Annotated in this window: 12 protein-coding genes; 4 read left to right on the top strand and 8 right to left on the bottom strand. The window is 65.5% G+C overall.

The window, feature by feature from the left end; translation table 11 throughout:
* Positions 1-292: 292 nt before the first annotated feature.
* Positions 293-2,506: a DEAD/DEAH box helicase gene (locus tag ACFTE1_RS16905; protein WP_380624286.1), complete on the top strand. Its 2,214-nt coding sequence runs from the start codon at positions 293-295 to the stop codon at positions 2,504-2,506.
* Between the two features lie 20 nt (positions 2,507-2,526).
* Here the strand turns inward: ACFTE1_RS16905 and ACFTE1_RS16900 are convergent, their stop codons facing one another.
* Genes ACFTE1_RS16900 through ACFTE1_RS16890 form a run of 3 tightly spaced genes read right to left on the bottom strand, consistent with a single transcriptional unit; the run spans position 2,527 to position 7,968 of the window.
* Positions 2,527-3,936: an ATP-binding protein gene (locus ACFTE1_RS16900; protein ID WP_380624288.1), complete on the bottom strand. Its 1,410-nt coding sequence runs from the start codon at positions 3,934-3,936 to the stop codon at positions 2,527-2,529.
* Between the two features lie 46 nt (positions 3,937-3,982).
* The gene (locus ACFTE1_RS16895) at positions 3,983-5,245 is read right to left on the bottom strand and encodes a hypothetical protein (protein WP_380624290.1); all 1,263 of its coding nucleotides are present in this window, start codon (positions 5,243-5,245) and stop codon (positions 3,983-3,985) included.
* Between the two features lie 2 nt (positions 5,246-5,247).
* Positions 5,248-7,968, bottom strand: a complete 2,721-nt coding sequence (locus ACFTE1_RS16890; protein WP_380624292.1) for a DEAD/DEAH box helicase — start codon at positions 7,966-7,968, stop codon at positions 5,248-5,250.
* Between the two features lie 372 nt (positions 7,969-8,340).
* On the opposite strand from ACFTE1_RS16890, the gene ACFTE1_RS16885 reads away from it, so the two are divergent.
* On the top strand, positions 8,341-8,865 hold the full coding sequence (locus ACFTE1_RS16885) for a hypothetical protein (RefSeq protein WP_380624294.1): 525 nt from the start codon (positions 8,341-8,343) through the stop codon (positions 8,863-8,865).
* A gap of 480 nt (positions 8,866-9,345) precedes the next feature.
* Here ACFTE1_RS16885 and ACFTE1_RS16880 read toward each other — a convergent pair whose 3' ends face one another.
* Together ACFTE1_RS16880 and tnpC are read right to left on the bottom strand one after the other, a co-directional pair.
* The gene (locus ACFTE1_RS16880; RefSeq protein WP_380624296.1) at positions 9,346-9,849 is read right to left on the bottom strand and encodes an RICIN domain-containing protein; all 504 of its coding nucleotides are present in this window, start codon (positions 9,847-9,849) and stop codon (positions 9,346-9,348) included.
* Between the two features lie 227 nt (positions 9,850-10,076).
* Complete coding sequence (gene tnpC / locus ACFTE1_RS16875) at positions 10,077-11,561, bottom strand: IS66 family transposase (RefSeq protein ID WP_380762789.1); 1,485 nt, start codon at positions 11,559-11,561, stop codon at positions 10,077-10,079.
* A gap of 118 nt (positions 11,562-11,679) precedes the next feature.
* On the opposite strand from tnpC, the gene ACFTE1_RS16870 reads away from it, so the two are divergent.
* Positions 11,680-12,729, top strand: coding sequence for a winged helix DNA-binding domain-containing protein (locus ACFTE1_RS16870; protein WP_380621674.1), 1,050 nt, complete (start codon positions 11,680-11,682; stop codon positions 12,727-12,729).
* A 3-nt stretch (positions 12,730-12,732) separates the two neighbouring features.
* Here ACFTE1_RS16870 and ACFTE1_RS16865 read toward each other — a convergent pair whose 3' ends face one another.
* Positions 12,733-13,596 (bottom strand): helix-turn-helix domain-containing protein, encoded by an 864-nt coding sequence (locus ACFTE1_RS16865; protein WP_380621672.1) that lies wholly within the window; start codon positions 13,594-13,596, stop codon positions 12,733-12,735.
* Between the two features lie 86 nt (positions 13,597-13,682).
* Here ACFTE1_RS16865 and ACFTE1_RS16860 point away from each other — a divergent pair, with 86 nt between their 5' ends.
* Positions 13,683-14,315 carry an NAD(P)-dependent oxidoreductase gene (locus ACFTE1_RS16860; protein ID WP_380621670.1) on the top strand — a complete coding sequence of 211 codons (633 nt, stop codon included), beginning with the start codon at positions 13,683-13,685 and terminating at the stop codon, positions 14,313-14,315.
* A gap of 34 nt (positions 14,316-14,349) precedes the next feature.
* On the opposite strand, the gene ACFTE1_RS16855 is transcribed toward ACFTE1_RS16860, so the two are convergent.
* Complete coding sequence (locus tag ACFTE1_RS16855; RefSeq protein WP_380621668.1) at positions 14,350-15,972, bottom strand: DUF6297 family protein; 1,623 nt, start codon at positions 15,970-15,972, stop codon at positions 14,350-14,352.
* Positions 15,962-16,657 carry an ABC transporter ATP-binding protein gene (locus ACFTE1_RS16850; protein ID WP_380621723.1) on the bottom strand — a complete coding sequence of 232 codons (696 nt, stop codon included), beginning with the start codon at positions 16,655-16,657 and terminating at the stop codon, positions 15,962-15,964. Before ACFTE1_RS16850 ends, ACFTE1_RS16855 begins: the two co-directional genes overlap by 11 nt.
* Positions 16,658-16,665: the final 8 nt, after the last annotated feature.

Genomic DNA, 16,665 nt, shown 5'->3' with positions numbered 1-16,665 from the left:
CCGTGCACACCTCGGGTGACTATCGGAGCCGTCCGACCAATATTCAGTATTGCCCGCGCCTTATTCCATGTCAACGACACTGTCGGCGTGTCGTCTTGAAAAAAGAGAGTATCCCCGGATGTAGGTCTCTCGTGAGCGAGTCTTCATGCTGTCTTCTAGAGGTGGAAGAGGGCATCGCCATTATCGGCCCAGGGCTTCCATCGGTGCAGCGACACTGATCGGTCATTGCGGGAAACGTTGTGTCACAATGAATGAACTCACAATTCCCCAGTAATCCCATGGTGATCAACGCATGACCTCCCCGTCCCGCCCCCCAACCGACAAGACCAAGTTCGGCTCCCATTCGAAATGCCTGCTGGCCGCTGTACAGGTTTTGCTTCGGCGCCTCTCCAATGTCGTCGAAGCGCCGGACGGCCTTCGCGAAACGGCCCGTCGTCAAGCAGGACTGCTGCAGAAGTCCACCCTGTCGGAAGCTCTCAATGACACGCCGGTGGCAGAGCTACGGCGATTTCGCAAAGGATTGCGTCTGGGGAAGCTGGAAGCGGCGGGCTTTGACACTATCGGCAAGGTGCATCGCGCGTCGCACCACACCCTGCAGCAGGTTCCAGGCATCGGCGCTCAGACGGTCGAGGAGGTCAAGGACGCCGCCGACGAGGCGTACGAAGGCATGTCACGGCATACGGCCGTGCGCATCGATCTGGGCGCCAAACCACCGGAACAGCGTCGCCTCCTGGCGGTCATCCAGGCGGAACGCAACGCGATTCAGGCGGCCGCGGCGATGGGGCCGGCACTGGATCGGCTGAACGAGCGGATCGGCCCGTTCCTCGACGAGGTGGGGATGGCCTCCAGCAGGGCTCGAATGGCCTTTGCCCGGAAGGAAACCAAGGCCAGAGCGACCGAGGCTGTAATCGGGTTGGAGGAGGTGCTCGACGGTTACGAAGTCCGGTCGCTGGAGACCGAACTCCAAGACATAGAGCGTCGGATAGACCCGTTTCAGCTTGACAATGACGGTGCGTGGGAAGCGTACGAACGCGATGCGGCGGGATTCAACACCACCATCGCGTCCTTGACGGGCGTGGACTCGGCGGCGGCGGAGGACCTGGAAGACTTCGTCGAGGCCGAACTGAGGCAGAAGATCGAAGCAGTTCCGCTCGATGTCAGTCTCCTGAAATCGACGCTGCGCATGTACCAGGTCTTCGGGACCAAGTACGCGGTCCACCAGGAGCGGGTCATCATCGGTGACGAGATGGGCCTTGGCAAGACGTTGCAGGCCCTCGCCGTGTGCGCCCATTTGACGGCCAAGGGGCAGAGGAGGTTCCTCGTCGTCTGTCCGGCCAGCGTCCTCGCGAACTGGATCAACGAGATCCAGACTCACACGAGTCTCAAAGCGTTCAGCCTGTACGGCCCGGATCGAGAGGCCGCCGGTCGGCAGTGGATGAAGAAGGGCGGGGTGGCGGTCACTTCGTTCACCACATTGGGGCGACTGGAGTTCCTAGAGGAGCGGAAGGATATTGAACCCTCCCTTCTCGTGGTCGACGAGGCCCACTACATCAAGAACCCGGCCGCCAAGCGGTCCAAACTGGTGAAGGCCGCGAACGACCGGGCGCAGCGGACTCTTCTGCTGACCGGAACTCCTATGGAGAACAAAGTCGACGAATTCAAGAACCTCGTCTCTTATGTGAGGCCATCGCTTGCGGATCGACTCACGGGAGGCGAGACCATCGCTGGTGCCCGCGCCTTCCGCCGTCTGGTGGCGCCGGTGTATCTGCGGAGGAACCAAGAGGACGTGCTCACCGAACTCCCGGACAAGATCGAGGTCGAGGACTGGGTCCAGTTGGAAGGGGCGGTTCTGGACGAGTACCGTTCCGAGGTGGGCCGTCGAAACCTCATGGGAATGAGGAGAGCGGCATCGGCATTGCCCGGGTCGCAGAAACTTGAGCGTGTCAAAGACCTGTTCAGGGATGCGGCGGCGGAAGGGCAGAAGGTCGTCGTATTCTCGTACTTCTTGGACGTGCTCAAAGCCGTCCAGAATCAGCTTGGAAGCGATGCCATGGGGCCGATCACGGGCAGTGTTCCTCCGCAGAAGCGCCAGGCGATCATCGACGAGTTCACCCATCGTCGCAAACCCGCTCTCCTACTGGCGCAGATCGAGGCCGGCGGAGTCGGTCTGAACATTCAGGCCGCTTCCGTTGTGATCATCGCCGAACCGCAGTGGAAACCGAGCACCGAACAGCAGGCGATAGCGCGTGCCCATCGCATGGGACAAGTGCGGAAGGTGCAGGTTCACCGCCTGTTCGCCAAGGACAGCGTCGACGAGCGAATTATTGAGATCCAAGAGGACAAGGAACTTCTTTTCGACCACTATGCGCGGCGAAGCCGTGCAAAGGAGTCGGACGCACAGGCGGTGGACTCATCGTTTGTGAGGCCCGTGCTGCTCGATGATGAGTCCATTCCGCTGCAGGAGCGGGTGATAGTGGCGGAAAGGCTGCGCCTTGGCATGAAATGAGCTGTCGAAGGCTTGACCGATCAGTCGCAGAGGCTGAGGGGCCGGAGGTCGGTGGAGAACACGTCGGCGGCGGTGAGGCGGTAGGTTTCGTCGTCGCCACCGGTGACCTCTTCACGGGCGGCGATTAGAAACTTCGGCTCGACACCGGAGTCCCCGATCAGTTCGGGGACCTTGCCGGCGAGGCGGGTCTTGAGTCGGGAGGCGTTCACCGACCTGGCCCACTTGACCTCTCCGACAAGGATTGGAACGCGTGTCCGGTCCGGTTGGGCGAGGACGACGAGATCGATTTCGTTCTGTCCCGCCTTGCCCCACCAGGAGCCGATCTTGACGACACGGTCTCCGAGTTCGCCGGCGACGGCGAGCCGTCTGAGGTGCATGCGGACTGCTTCCTCGTACGCCCGTCCGAAGTTTTCGGGGAGGGAGGCTGCCAGAGGGGCGACGATCTGGTCGCCTGAGCCGAGCTCGATCTCGTCGGCGAAGAGAGAAAGCGGTCCGAGGTAGAAGGCGAGGAGGTTGTCGGTGATCTGGTAGTGCCGACGACGGGTGCGGGTCGACTCGGTGACCGGGATTACCGCACGGATCAGCCTCAGCTCCTCGAGCCTTTCCAGGGTTCGGGTAGGGTTCGTTCCGACCGCAGTCTGGATCTCCGAGAATTTGGTATGGCCTTGGGCTATGGATTGGAGGACGGCTTCTGGAAGTCCGCCTTCACCTGCTTCGGTGTGGAGAACGAATTCTGCTTCGGTCTTCAGCGCAGCGCCAGGGCGGCAGACGAGGGTGGAAAGGTTGTCCTCGAGAGAGCCGTTCTGATCCCACATGGCCAGGTGGAGAGGCATTCCTCCGCAGATGCCGAACGCGGCTGCCCGAGCGGCAGGTTCCAGGTCGGGCAGCAACTGGGCGGCTTCGAACGGTGCCATGGGGTGCAGCTGAAGCGAAAGGCCGAAACGGCCGTAGAGAGGTTCTCGCGCCGTTTGAAGCGCGAACATGGCGCGGACAGCGGATCCGCACAGGAGGATCTTGAGTTCGGTTCGGCCCTCCCATCGGTCCCAGAATGCCCGAAGGATGCCAGGTAGGGCGGGTTCTGCCTTCAACAGTTCGGGGAACTCGTCGAGTGCGAGCACCATGGGCTCTGACATGGCCAGGTCGGCCAGATGATCTAGTGCCTCATCCCAGGTTTGGAATGGGTCTGAGGTGGCGAGGTCTCGCTGGTCAGTGTGGAGCACAGAGGCTACGCGGTTGGAGAACTGGCGTAGTTCGGCGGCGGCGGTCACTCCGCGGCCCGTGTAGAAGACGGCACGCTTGTCGGCCAGGAACCGGCTGATGAGAGCTGTTTTCCCGACACGGCGGCGTCCCCAGATAAGCCCCATCCATGGGTCGCTGCTCCACCATTCCTCGAGTCGGGAGAGTTCTTCTTCGCGTCCGACGAACTTCATACACTGAGGGTATCAAAATAATAGTTTTAGGTACATAGCTGGTAAGTTAATCTTCCAGTGGGCTGATTGGGGACGCCGGCTGCCCGCAGAACGGCCGCAGGGCGTCCTTAGCGGTGGTGGAGGGCATGAACTGCGGGAACCAAAGTCCTTCCGTTTTGACGAAGGTGTACCACATACTGCACTCGCCGTAGCGAAGCTGCGTGCTGCCGTCAGCGAATGTCCAGCGGTTGAGCCGTCGGCGCGGCGAGCCGATACCGAGTTCGGCGAAGGCCTCCTTGGCTTCAGCGACCATGTCGTCGTCGGGGGTGAAGTCGGACGTCAGGACGTCGATTCCGGCTTGGCCGCCGACGAGGTGGGCGCGTGCGAGGAAGGCCGCCTGCTTTTGTCCTAGGTCGGCGCGCTGCGCCAGCTCGCCGAAGTCGTAGGGCGTCGCGGCGCGGGTGAGGACCAGGGCGATGTCTGATTCTTCGTTGGTGGGAAGGCCGTGCCACGGCGGCATGTTGGGGTCGAGTCCGTCCATGAGTGCGCAGAAGGCGTTGTGCACGGCGATCTGGGCCTGGGTCTGGAGTTCATCGCGGTGGAAGAAGGCGGGCGATCCGGGGATGGAGTCGAAGGAGACCTCGCCGGGAGTCTCGGGTGGATCGACCTGGTCGGGAAGCGGCACCGGTTCGCGAGAGAGTGCCTCGGCAACGAGGACAGTGCCTTCTTGGGCTTGGAGAGTCCAGGTCGTCCGTCCGACGGAGTCGTCCGCGGGGACGGGAGCGTCGTCGGGATCGAGTTCGATACCGGTGAGGGCGAGGAGCTTCGGGGGATCGGTGTCGATCGCCCAGCCGACGGCGACCAGGACGGCGACGACGTGTTTGCAGGCCGGAGCCCAGTCGGGGCAGGCGCAGTCGGACTCGAAGCTCTCGGGCGGCGGGTAGAGGTCGGTACCGATATCGGACCCCCAGAGCAGGTGGTCGGCGGAACCGGGGTCTGACATGAGTCGGAGGAACTCTGCGTCGGAGTACTGGGCGCGCAGTTCGCGAAGGACCTCGTAGGAGTCGGTACCGACACTGATCTGCACGTCGTAGCCGTACCCGCGGCTGCCGTGGACGGCGGCGGCGATGAAGCCGGACCGAATGTAGAGGTCGTGGACGGCTTCCTGGTAGGCGTAATCGATGCCGCGTTTGCGCCGGGGCAGGTCGGAGTCGAAGGAGAGGAAGTCGTCGGCCACCATCCACCAGTGACGGCCCCAGGCGGTGTCGAACCCGGGACCGCCGTGGACGCGACGAGGACGGCGGTCGGGGAGGGATCGCATGATGCTCATGTCTAGGTGCTTTCCAGTTTGACGAGTTCGTAGAGCTGGTCGTCGGTCATCTCGGTGAGGGCTGCCTCGCCGGAGCCGACGACGGCCTCGGCGAGCGCCTTTTTCTTGTGGAGGAGGCGGTCGATCTTCTCCTCGAGGGTGCCCTCGCAGATGAACTTGTGCACCTGTACCCGGTTGTCCTGGCCGATGCGGTAGGCGCGGTCGGTCGCCTGGTCCTCGACGGCGGGGTTCCACCAGCGGTCGTAGTGGACGACGTGGGTCGCGGCGGTGAGGTTGAGCCCGACGCCGGCGGCCTTGACGGAGAGGATCAGGACGGGGATCTCACCGGCCTGGAAGCGGGAGACGAGTTCTTGGCGTTTCTTGACGGAGGTGCCGCCGTGGAGGAACTCGGCGTCGTGCCCGGCGAGGTGGCGCTTGAGCAGGTGTCCCATCTGCGTGTACTGGGTGAAGACGAGCGTCTGATCCCCGGCGACGGTGATCTCGGAGAGGAGTTCGTCGAGGACGTCGAGCTTGCCGGATTTGCCGTCGGCGGGGTCGGTGCTCTTGGTGAACTGCGCGGGGTGGTTGCAGATCTGCTTGAGTCGGGTGAGCAGTTTGAGGACCAGGCCGCGGCGGGCGATGCCCGCGCTGGCGGCGATCTCGTCCATGGTGTCCGAGACGACGCGTCGGTAGAGGCCGATCTGTTCCTTGGAGAGGCTGACGCGTTGGTCGCTCTCGACCTTCTCCGGCAGTTCGGGAGCGATCGAAGGGTCGGTCTTGAGCCGCCTCATAAGGAACGGACGGACGAGTGAGGCGAGTTGCCCGGCCCGTTCCTGATCGCCGGTCTCTGCGGCACGGGCATAGGTCTTGCGGAAGGACTCGAGCGACCCGAGGAGTCCGGGCGTCAGCCAGTCGAGGATCGCCCAGAGGTCGGTGAGGTTGTTCTCGACGGGCGTGCCGGTGAGAGCGATCTTGGCGGGGGCATTGAGGGAACGGAGGGCCTTGGCGGTGGCGGAGGCGGGGTTCTTGACGTGCTGGGCCTCGTCGGCGCCGACCATGCCCCATTCGGCGTTCGCGAGGGCCTCCGCGTCGATCCTCATGGTCGCGTAGGTCGTCAGGACGAACTCGTTCTTGTCCAGGTTCTCCAGGTCGCGGTCGGGTCCGTGATAGCGGCGTACGGGGGTGCCCGGTGCGAACTTGGCGATCTCGGCCGACCAGTTGGCGAGGAGGCTGGTGGGGCAGATGATGAGGCTCGGCCCGGCGGTGGCGCCGTCGTTCTGGCGGTGCAGGTGGAGGGCGATGAGCTGGATGGTCTTGCCCAGTCCCATGTCGTCGGCGAGGCAGGCGCCGAACCCGAGTTCGGTCAGCTCGTCCATCCAGTTGTATCCGCGCAGTTGGTAGTCGCGGAGGGCGCCGGAGAGGGCGGCGGGTTGGGGTCGGAAATCGCGAGGAACGGGCGCGGTGAGGCGCTCGGTGAGTCTCTTGAGAGCTCCGGTGGCTTCAATGGGCTGGTCATGGCCGCCGACATGGAGGACTCCGCTGAGTGCGGCACGGAGACCCTCGACGGGTGAGAGGGAGCGGGGCTCGTCGCGGAGGCGTTGTTTGTGTTCGTCGGAGATGACGACCCAGCGGTCGGCGAGCTTCACGACGGGACCGGCGGCACGGGTGAGCTTGCGAATGTCAGCGGGAGTGAGGGTCTTGTCCCCGCAGGCGGCGCGCCAGTTGAAATCAAGGGCGCCCTCGAGGGAGAAGAGACTGGGGGCCTCGGTGTCGTCGCGCGTGCCGAGCTCGGCGCTGATATCGAGAGCAGCGCGGTCGAGCCTGTCGGGCCAGAACACGGGAAGCCCGTTGTCCTCGAGATACTCCCATGCGTGGTCGAGGAGGGCGGCGAAGTCCTCGTGGCGGAGTTTGCGGGAGGTGGCGGATCTGGGCAGCGATTGGAGGGGCGGCCAGCCAGACGCCCAGGAGAGTCGGCGTAGACGGTCGGCACGGGACTCGGCCAGCCGGGCGACGTCGGCGTCGGGGACGGGACGGTCGGGGTCCTCGCGGTCAAAGGCGCACAGGCGGACGACGCCGGTGCCCTTGTCGTCGATGTCGACGGCGAGACCGAGGCCGAGACCGTAGTCGGTCTCGCCGGCGAGGCGTTGGAGCCAGCGTACGTCGGAGTCCTCGATGACCTGAGGGTTCTCGCCGGTGAAGATCTCGTTCCCGGTGTAGAGGCCGGCGGCGGGTGTGCGGGGCCAGGCGTCGGCCACGGAGTCGCAGAAGGCCCGGAGAAGTGGGTAGGGCTCAGCGAGTCGGATGGGTGTGACGGCCATGGGGATGGCGTAGGCCGCGAACGGCATGGCGGCGGCGAGCCGCCGGAGGTACTGGAGGTCCTCCGAACCCCAGGGGCCGAGGCGCCACGAGTCGCCGTCCACGCCGTCGAGACCGGGTATGAGGCGGCCCTTGGCGATCATCTCAAGCGCTTTGCGCGCGGCGAGCGCCCACGCCTTGCCGGACTCGGTCCGGAACTCGGTGGTGAGGAGGGTTTCGGCCGCGCGCTCGGGATATAGCAGGACGGCCGACACGGTTCGCGTGCGTCCGTTCTCTCCGACGGTTTTGATCCGCTCGACCGGGTCGGACGGTATGTTGGACTTGGAGGTTCGGCGGTAGAGGGCGACTTGGCTTCCGCGAGGCGGGTCGGCGGGAAGGAAGGCGACGTCACTGTCCGCTGTCCACTGTTCATACTGAGTCGAGTGCAAGGTGCTGCTCCGTCCGTATCCCTTCTCACCTGGTCAACGACTGACCGACATCTACGTTACGGAGTCCACGATGTCGGATCGCTGACATGGACGCTCAAGAGTCTCCCTTCACAAGGTGCGGTGGTGATTCCCTGCCCGGCAGGGGCCACAGTCCTGCCGGACGGAGAGGCGAAAGTTCCTTTGCGCGAATGGAAATGCGTCCAGACGGTGGTGGGTATAACCGGTATCATCAAGGGAACTGATGCGAATGCAGTGGAAAGACCAGTCCCTTCGGAGGGGCTCCACTGACGTGCTCCCCCAGCCGCCCATGGCGCAGATCGGCCGTGCCCGCCGGATTGCGGAAATGAACAAGATCTACACAGGAGCATTCTAGTGAATCCTGAGCACGAACTGACCCTGGACACCCTGCACCGTTTGAGCGGGACGGCGCCGCCGTTCAAGTACGCGAACGCGGACGAGGCGGTCAACGGCCTCCTCGACGAACTGGAACAACGGCGGTCGGGAACATGGGGTGAACCTTCTGGCGACACCCCTGAAGAAGCCCCGCGTGAAGCGGAGGAGCAGGAAGCGGACGGTGAGGACTGGAAGGCCGCGGCGATCCGCGTTCTTGAGGCATTGCCGGACGGACGGTGGCTGGCGTACAAGGACCTCGGGGAGCTACTCGGAGTCGACCCCCAGGACATCGGGGAGTTCGCCGCGAAGTCCGACGGAGTCAAGAACGCCTGGCGCCTGTTGCGCGCGGCCGGGACCATTTCACCGGGCTTCCGGTGGACCGGTGCTGACCGTGGGGACCCGATGCAGGTGCTCAAGGACGAGGGCGTGAAGTTCTCGCCGTCGGGCCAAGCCATTCCGGAGCAGAGGATGCGCCCGGAGGAGTTGCGCGAACTACTCGACTGAGTCGATGCAGGGCGGACCGCGGGATTCTGATCTCGCGGCCCGCCTTGTGCGATGTCATGGCGCGCAATAGGTAGGGAAAAGGGCGGGGTTCAAGGGACGCGATCGGCGTTAAGCGGATCCTGTGCATTTGTTATGCGGAAAGACGCGAGCTCGATGAATGGAACGCGGCCGCCGGACGGCTCGGTGCGGCCGGACTTGCGGTTCCCGTCAGAAGATCGGGGGCGTCAAGGGTGGCGGGCATGGTGCGCTCATGGAGATGGCACCGGTCGATATCGGTCGCTGGAGAGCGAAGTTCAATGTCTGCACGGAGAACCGTTGGGGCCGATTGGGGACGCCATTTCTCGGCCGGGCACCGTCGAGTCATTCTAACTGACGCCCGCGATACGGCCGAGCGAAGGACCACGATGAGGCAAAGGCCGAGGGCTCGGAGCGCACTCGGACGGCGTCCGAGTGCGCTCGGTGAAACCCAATGCGGGCGAACTAGCTCAGATAGGCATCCCACCGCTGGTAGTTGCCGCCGTTAGCATCGAGGGTGTAGACCGCTCCATCGTGGGTGGAGTCGAGGACGAGGCCGGTCTGCACGTTGTGGAGGACCCAGCTGTCGCCGGAGTCGACGGCGGACCAGCGTTGGTAGTCGCCGCCGTTGCAGCCGAGGGTGTAGACGTCGCCGCTGTAGTTGGAGTCGAGACAGAGTCCCGTCTGGACGTTGACGATGGTTCCGTTGGAGGTGTCCCACCGCCAGTCCTGGTAGTTCCCGCCATTGCAGCCCAGGGTATATACCGCGCCGTCGTAGTTGGAGTCGAGGCAGAGACCGGTCTGCGCGTTGACGAAGATGACGCGGAGAACGGCGTTGCTCTCGAGGTCGCCGTCGGTGACGAGTTGGCGGTGGCCGAGGTCGTTCGAGGAGGCGTTGGCGGGTCCGGCGAGGGAGCCGAAGAGGAGTGCCATGGCGCTGAGGAGTACCGCGGACAAGCGTTTGAGCATCGATCAGATCCTTTTCGTGATGACGGACCGGCTTCCGTGGAAGCCGTGTGTTCGGTCGAGCCGTCGGGGGAGCGGTGGCCGCCCAGGGTTATGAAATTATGTATATGAATATCATGGGTGTACTGTAGTTCATCGGCGATCACCGCTAGTGGTTGAGAGTAGGGGGTCGGAAGGGAAGACGCTGTCGGACAAGGGACTAAAGAAGTTGAGTCTGGTCAGGGGTTCGGTTAAAGCGCTGGTTGCCAGATGTGGGGCGTGAATACCGAGGAAAGGGCCTGGGTGGCGGTTTTGCCGTGTTTCTGGGCGGTGTGGACATAGGAGCGCAGCACGGCGAACCGGTCGGCTCCGTCCCAGGATCGGAAGCCTCCGGACACCTTCATCTTGACCTTCGCCATCCGCACTTGCCGTTCGGCGGCGTTGTTCGAGAACTCCGCACGTTCGTCGGTGACGAACCGCAGGTAGTCCTCCCGTCGGTCCCTCAGGCGTGTGGCGAGGTTGTTCGCCTTCTTCTCCAATGGACTGCCCCGGTTGGCCGTCTCGGCCACGCCCTGATCGACGGCCTTCTCCCACGCCGCCAGATGCGTAGCGAGGTACCAGGGCCCGGTCATGGGCTCACCGGGCTCGGCCTCGACGCAGCGCTTGATCCGCTTCAAACTGGCCGAGACTCGGCAGGACCAGCAGTCGTCTCCGACATCGGCATCGCGGTGGACCGCATCGCACACGGCCTGCAACTCTCGCAGCGCGTGAGCATTACGCAGCTGGTGGGCAACGATATTCGCGTAGGCATCGTACGGCGCCCAGCAGTCATGATGCATAACCCCGGTGAAGTGCGGGAGGATGTCCATCGCCGCGATGGCGTCCTTGCCTCGTTTGGGATGGGCGAGGAACACAGCCGCGGTCTCGTTCGAGGCCGAGTGCAGCCAGGCGAGTGTTCCTGCCACGCGGATACCGGTCTCGTCGACGAACAAGACCTCGCCCTCAGCCAGGTAGGCGCGAACACGCTCGATGAACTCCGACAAGCTGATCTTCTCCGCCGCGCGGGAGGCCATAGCCTCGACCGTCGCCGTCGACATGCGAGTACCAGTCACGGCCTCGATGGTCTCGGCCACCCGTTCTTTGGCGACAAACTGCACCTCATAGAGGTAGGCGGCCAGCGCTGAGACCTTTGGGCCGTATTGGACCGGCGCGACCACACCTTCCGGGGCCTGTGCCTTCTCTCGGTTCCCGCACTCGCACCGCAGCGAGTGAAGACGATGCTCGATGACCTCGGTACGCGGGTCGGGAATGTCGAACATCTGCCGGGACTCAAACCCCAAGGAATCGATATCGGACAGGTCAGCCTCGCACACACCGCAGGCGGCGGGGAAATGATCGACCACCCGGTCAGGGACAGCCACCCGCTGGAGGGTCCTCCCCTCATGGCCGGCCTGCCCGCCGGGCTTACGGTTCGACTTACGCCGCAGCGAACGCTTCTTCGCCGGCTTCTTGAACTGGTCAATTGATGAGGGCTTGGATGAATTCGAGGAATCCTTCCGAAGACGGGCCTCCAACTCCGCAACCCGCGCCTCCGCCTTCGCCGCCCGAGCCTCAGCTTTCACCGCGCGGGCCTCGGCCCGCTCTGCCCGCTCCTCAGCGGCATCAAGGCGACGCCTCAGGTCGACAACGAGCGCAGCCAGCTCCTCATAGGAAGGCGCGTTCTCGTTGTGACTCACCGAAACAGGCTAACAGTCGCTCTCTGGTTAGATCCGAAGACCTGACCAGTCTCAAGAAGTTCTGGAAGGGGCCTTGGGTCGGAAAAGGTGGAGAGGGAGTGTGGATAGCCTGGGGCGTATGGAGATGACGGCGAAGGACGTAGCGCTCTGGCGAGCACAGGCGCAGAAGTTGCACGGAGAACCGTTGAAGACGGTGGAGGACGCGTTCGCCTTTCTGGGCGCCGTTCAGTCGCAGGAGGTTGGGCCTTCCAAGCTGACGCCCGTGATGCGATCGCGGGGAGGACTGGCGGATGTCGATGACCTGATCGGTTCGGGAAAGGTCATACGGACGCACGTCTTGAGACCGACGTGGCATTACGTGCCCGTCGAGCTGGTGAGGGCGATGCTCGTGGCGACGGCCGAGAGGGTCATGAAACCGCAGTTCTCGACGGCGAAGACGGTCGGGCTGGAGAGGGCAGAGCTGGACCGTGCAGCGGAGGCGCTGGAAGAGGCGACAAGGGGCGGCCGGCACCTGACGAGGGACGAATGCTCGCAGGTACTGGCGGACAAGGGCTTCGAAGAACCGGTGAAGCTGCGCCTGGTGTGCATGCTCATGCACGCCGAGCTGATGATGGGGCTGTGCTCGGGCGAGGTACGGGACGGCCGCCAGACGTACGCGAACTTCGACGAGAGAGTGCCGAAGGGCATCGTGGATCGGGGCGACGCGATACGGGACCTCGCGAAGACGTTCTTCGAGAGCAGGGGACCGGCCACGCTGAAGGACTTCACGCGATGGTCGAGCTTGACGGTGAAAGACGCGAAGGCCGCGGTGGCCGAACTGGGCCTGGAGAGCCTGGAGATCGCCGGAAGGGAAGTCCTGTTCTCGGGTGAGAGACTGGACGGCGCGAGCGGGGTGCGGGCGGACCTGGTGCAGGGCTGGGACGAGATGCTCTGCGCCTACACCGACTCGAAGGCCTGGGTCCACGGCGCGAAGATACCGGTGCGGCCGAAGTACACCTCGGCACTGCTGATCGACGGAATGCTCGTGGGCCACTGGAAGAAGGACAAGGGGGTCGTGTCGATCGCCGCGCACCGAGAACTGTCGGCAGGGGAGAGGGGCGCGATCGGGGAGGCGGCAGAACGGTTGGGGCAGTGGACGGGCGAGGCACTCACTGTGGACCTGGAATAGCGGTCAGCCCGCCTGGGCGGTGCGGAACGCCAACGGGGTCTTCCCAGTGTGCTTGGCGAAGAACTTGGAGAAGTTCGTGGGACTCGAGAAACCCAGCCGGGAGGCGATCGCGGCGGCCGTCTGATCGGAGTGCGCCAGAAGCCGGCGGGCTTCCAGGGCGACGCGGCGGTCGATGAACTCCTTGGCGCTCAGGCCGGTCATGGATGTCGTGGCGCGCGAAAGGGTGCGAGCGGAGTAGGACAGGCTCTTCGCGTAGTCCTCGAGTCGGCGTGTCCGGGCGAAGTCCCGCTCGACGGCGGCGTCGAAGGCGAGGAAGACGTCGCAGGGCCGGGGCAGGTCGGCGGGAGCGGACACGGCGGTCAGGTGGAGGAGGTAGGCCGACACGGCGTCGGTGAGGATGCGGACGCGCACCTCGGGGGCGAAACCGGCGGTCAGCGCGTACTGGTCCAGCAGCTGCGATGCGGTGTCCCGGAGGTGCGAGAGGTGCGGCTCGGGAAGGGCCCGGACGACGGGCATGTGCGGATCGGTCGACCGCGCGAGGGAATGCGCGGCGGGAGGGAGGAACCCGTCCTCGAAGAGCAGGACGAGGCCGTCGAGCCCGGTGATGTCGCCCCACCGCTGGACCTGGCCGGCCCGGATCCACGCCGTGTCGGAGGGCGTGAGGACATGGTCGGCGAAGTCGACGGTGAGGGGCAGCGCCCCGGAGTCCAGGGTCAGGATCGTGTGGAACGACGTCCGGCGGATCTCCCGGAAGTGGGCGGGGTCGGCGCGCGAGCGCAGCTCGGCGAGGGTGAGCACCTCGAACCCGGGCGCGACGTCGGGCGAACCGCAGAACTGCAGCTCCGGGATCTGTCGTGTTTTGACCATGGCGAGTCCTGAAATAATCTCGTTGAGGAGGGTTGTGGGATCTAGGGTAGTCCTCGAAGGTCGAAAACGACAATAGGAGGACCGAAATGAAGATGCTGGTGATCGGCGCGACGGGAATGGCCGGATCGCGAATTGCGACGGAGGCCGTGGAGCGCGGACACGACGTCGCGGGAGTATCGCGGAGCGGCAACGCCCCGGAGGGCGTCGCGGGCATCGCGGCGGACGTCAGTGACAAGGCGAAGCTCGGCGAGGTCGTGAAGGGCTACGACACCGTCGTCGTGTCGATGCCGCCGACCCGCGACGGCGGAGACCACCGCGCCGAGTACCTGGAGCTCTTCCAGAACATCACCGAGGCGGTCGCGAACGGGGGAGTGGAGCGGCTCCTCATCGTCGGCGGCGCCGGCGGACTGGAGGTCGCCCCGGGCGAGCTGAACATGGACCAGCCCGGATTCCCCGACGCCTACAAGAACGAGTCCCTCGCCAGCTACGACGTGTACCGCTGGCTGGTGGGCGTCGACCGCCCGGACTGGGTCTACATCGCCCCGGCCAGCCTCATCGCACCCGGCGAGCGCACCGGCCGGTACCGCACCGGCACCGACGAGCTGGTCGTCAAGGACGACGGCTCCAGCGAGATCTCCGCGGAGGACTTCGCCATCGCGGTCGTGGACGAGGCGGAGAAGAAGGCCCACCACAGGGAGCGCTTCTCCACCGGCCACTAGGACACTGGCGGGGCGCCGGCGACGGCGCCCCCGGTCAGCTCCGGTAGAGCTTCCGCGCCGTCCACCACGCCCAGAACAGCAGGAGAGCGTCGACGAAGAGCACCCACGCCGTGGAGTACGGGCCGACGGAGCCCAACGCGTTGGCGACAGCCACCGGGGGGACGACGAAGAGTGCCAACGTCAACGGACCACGCAGATACCAGAAGGCCGCCTGCATGGGGCCGGTATTGCCCATGGCCGTCTCCGCCCCGACCAGTAGGTCGAAGGACGGCTGCCCGCGGTAGGCGCTGACGAGGGCGGTGCCCACGGCACCGGGCAGGGCCGTCAACAGGACGAGCAGTCCCGGTGCTGCCATTCCGAGTGCTATGGCCGCGGCACCGCCGAGAACCCACAGGGCGAAAAGCCAGCACAACGGCACAATGCCGTGCCGCAGGGCGAGCGAACCGGAGCTGTAGGGCAGGAACCCGCTGCGCCGCATGTCATCGCTGTCGAGGCGAGCGGGCTCGACGAGCTGGGCGGCGGCCAGGTACAGGAGGCAGACGCCGACGAACGCCAGGATCAGAGGGCCGTAGCCCGAGCGGGTCGGCGCGAGTGCCGAAACGGCGATGCTCACCGCGCACCAGGCCGAACCCCAGACGAGTCGACCCGGCGCCCGCAGCAGGGCGACCAGGTCTCGCCAGGGCACCACGAGCCAACGCGAACGCGGCGGAGCCGGCCACCGCGATGAACGCAGACCGTCGCGCCGCGAAGCTCGCATGGACGAGCGGGCCTGACGCAGATCCATCGCGAAGATCGAAGCGGTCAGACGCTCGGCCAGAGTCGCCCGCAAACGCAAAGCCTCCTGAGGGATGTCGGGAATGAGGCGCACCGCGATTAGGACGACCGCCGCGACGGCGATACTCCACAGTCCCATGGCCACCGGCCACAACGGCGCCCCGCCCGTAGCGGCGGCGGTGAGCGGCTGAGAGGCCCAACCCCAGGGCGTCAGCCAGGTTGAGGCCGTGTAAACCCATGGCGGCAGATTCCAGAGGAGGGCTGCGAACGGCAAAACCCCCAGCGCGGTAACTCCGCACCAGAGCAGGGCCATCTGGCGCGGGGTGGGGAAACCCGGGAAACGCACCCAGAACGCGCTCAAAGCCGTCCCCGCGAGCGCCGTCCCGAGACCCACCCACGCGCCCGCACCGGCCACGAGCAGAACGGACCTCGACGAGTCCTCGGCGACCAGATAACCGGCCGCGACTCCCAGAAGAGTCCCGAGCAATGCGCTGAGTCCAGCAGAGGCGACGAAACGGGGAACCAGGAAAGGCCCGCGCGAAATCGGCTGCGGCAGAATCCAGGCGACGCTCGCCCCATCCAGGACGACGGGGCCGCGCCACGCGCCCGTCCGCGCGATGAGCAAGGTCGCCAAGGCCATCAGGGCCGGCGACCACAGGGGCAGCGTGTCCACGAGCGTGCGGGAATGCACGCCCAGGCCGATCTCCGACCCGATGCGCAGGGCCCCGCGCAGCAGCGGCACGCCCCAGACGGCACCGACCAAGGCCAGGACGTACAGCGCGAACATGGCGCTCTTGCGCTTCTCGGCACGGCGCTCGGCACGGACCTCCCGCAAGAACGACAGGACGGCGGAGGTGTTCGCGGCGGTGGCTTCAGCGGACAACGTCGCGATCCCGCCCGTCCTCGACGTCCACGCCGTCGACCAGGTGCACCTCGTCGTCGGCCACGTCCTCCACCAGGCGACTCCAGTGCGTCGCCAAGAGGATCGCCTTGCCGCCCTCCTTGAAGTGCGCCAACCGCTCGGCCAGCTCCTCGCGGGCACCGATGTCCAGACGCTGCTCGGGCTCGTCCAGGATCAGCAGCTCGCAAGGACGCACCGAAGCGGCGGCCAACAGCATCTGCTGCCGCTGCCCGGAGGAGAGCGCGGCACCCGGCAGGTCGGCCTTGTCCGCGATCCGGTGCACGGCCATCGCCTCGTCCACCGTCGCGTCCGCCTCGCCGGCGAGCCCGTGCGCCAGGGCGACCAGCATGAGGTGCTCGCGCATGGTCAAGTCCGGATAGAAGACGCCCGCGTCCATCACCGAGGCGATCGCCGCGCGCGTGGAGGCGCGATCGCCGTTCATACGGGAGCCGCGAAAAAGGATCTTCCCGGAGGTGGAGCGCTCGCGCCCCGCCGCCAGGTGCAACAGGGTCGACTTTCCCGAACCGTTGCCGCCGGTCAGGGCGACGCACCCGCCGGGACGCACCTGGAAGCCCACGGAGTGGAGGATCGGGGCGTCGCCGTAGGAGTGGGAGACGTCGACCGCTTCCAGCAGGGAGGGTTCGGACGGGGGTTCCGCTTCTGCCATCACAGGCC

This window comes from Salininema proteolyticum, from assembly GCF_042685645.1.
Classification (GTDB): domain Bacteria; phylum Actinomycetota; class Actinomycetes; order Mycobacteriales; family Micromonosporaceae; genus Salininema; species Salininema proteolyticum.
This window is presented reverse-complemented; position numbering and strand designations above follow the sequence as displayed.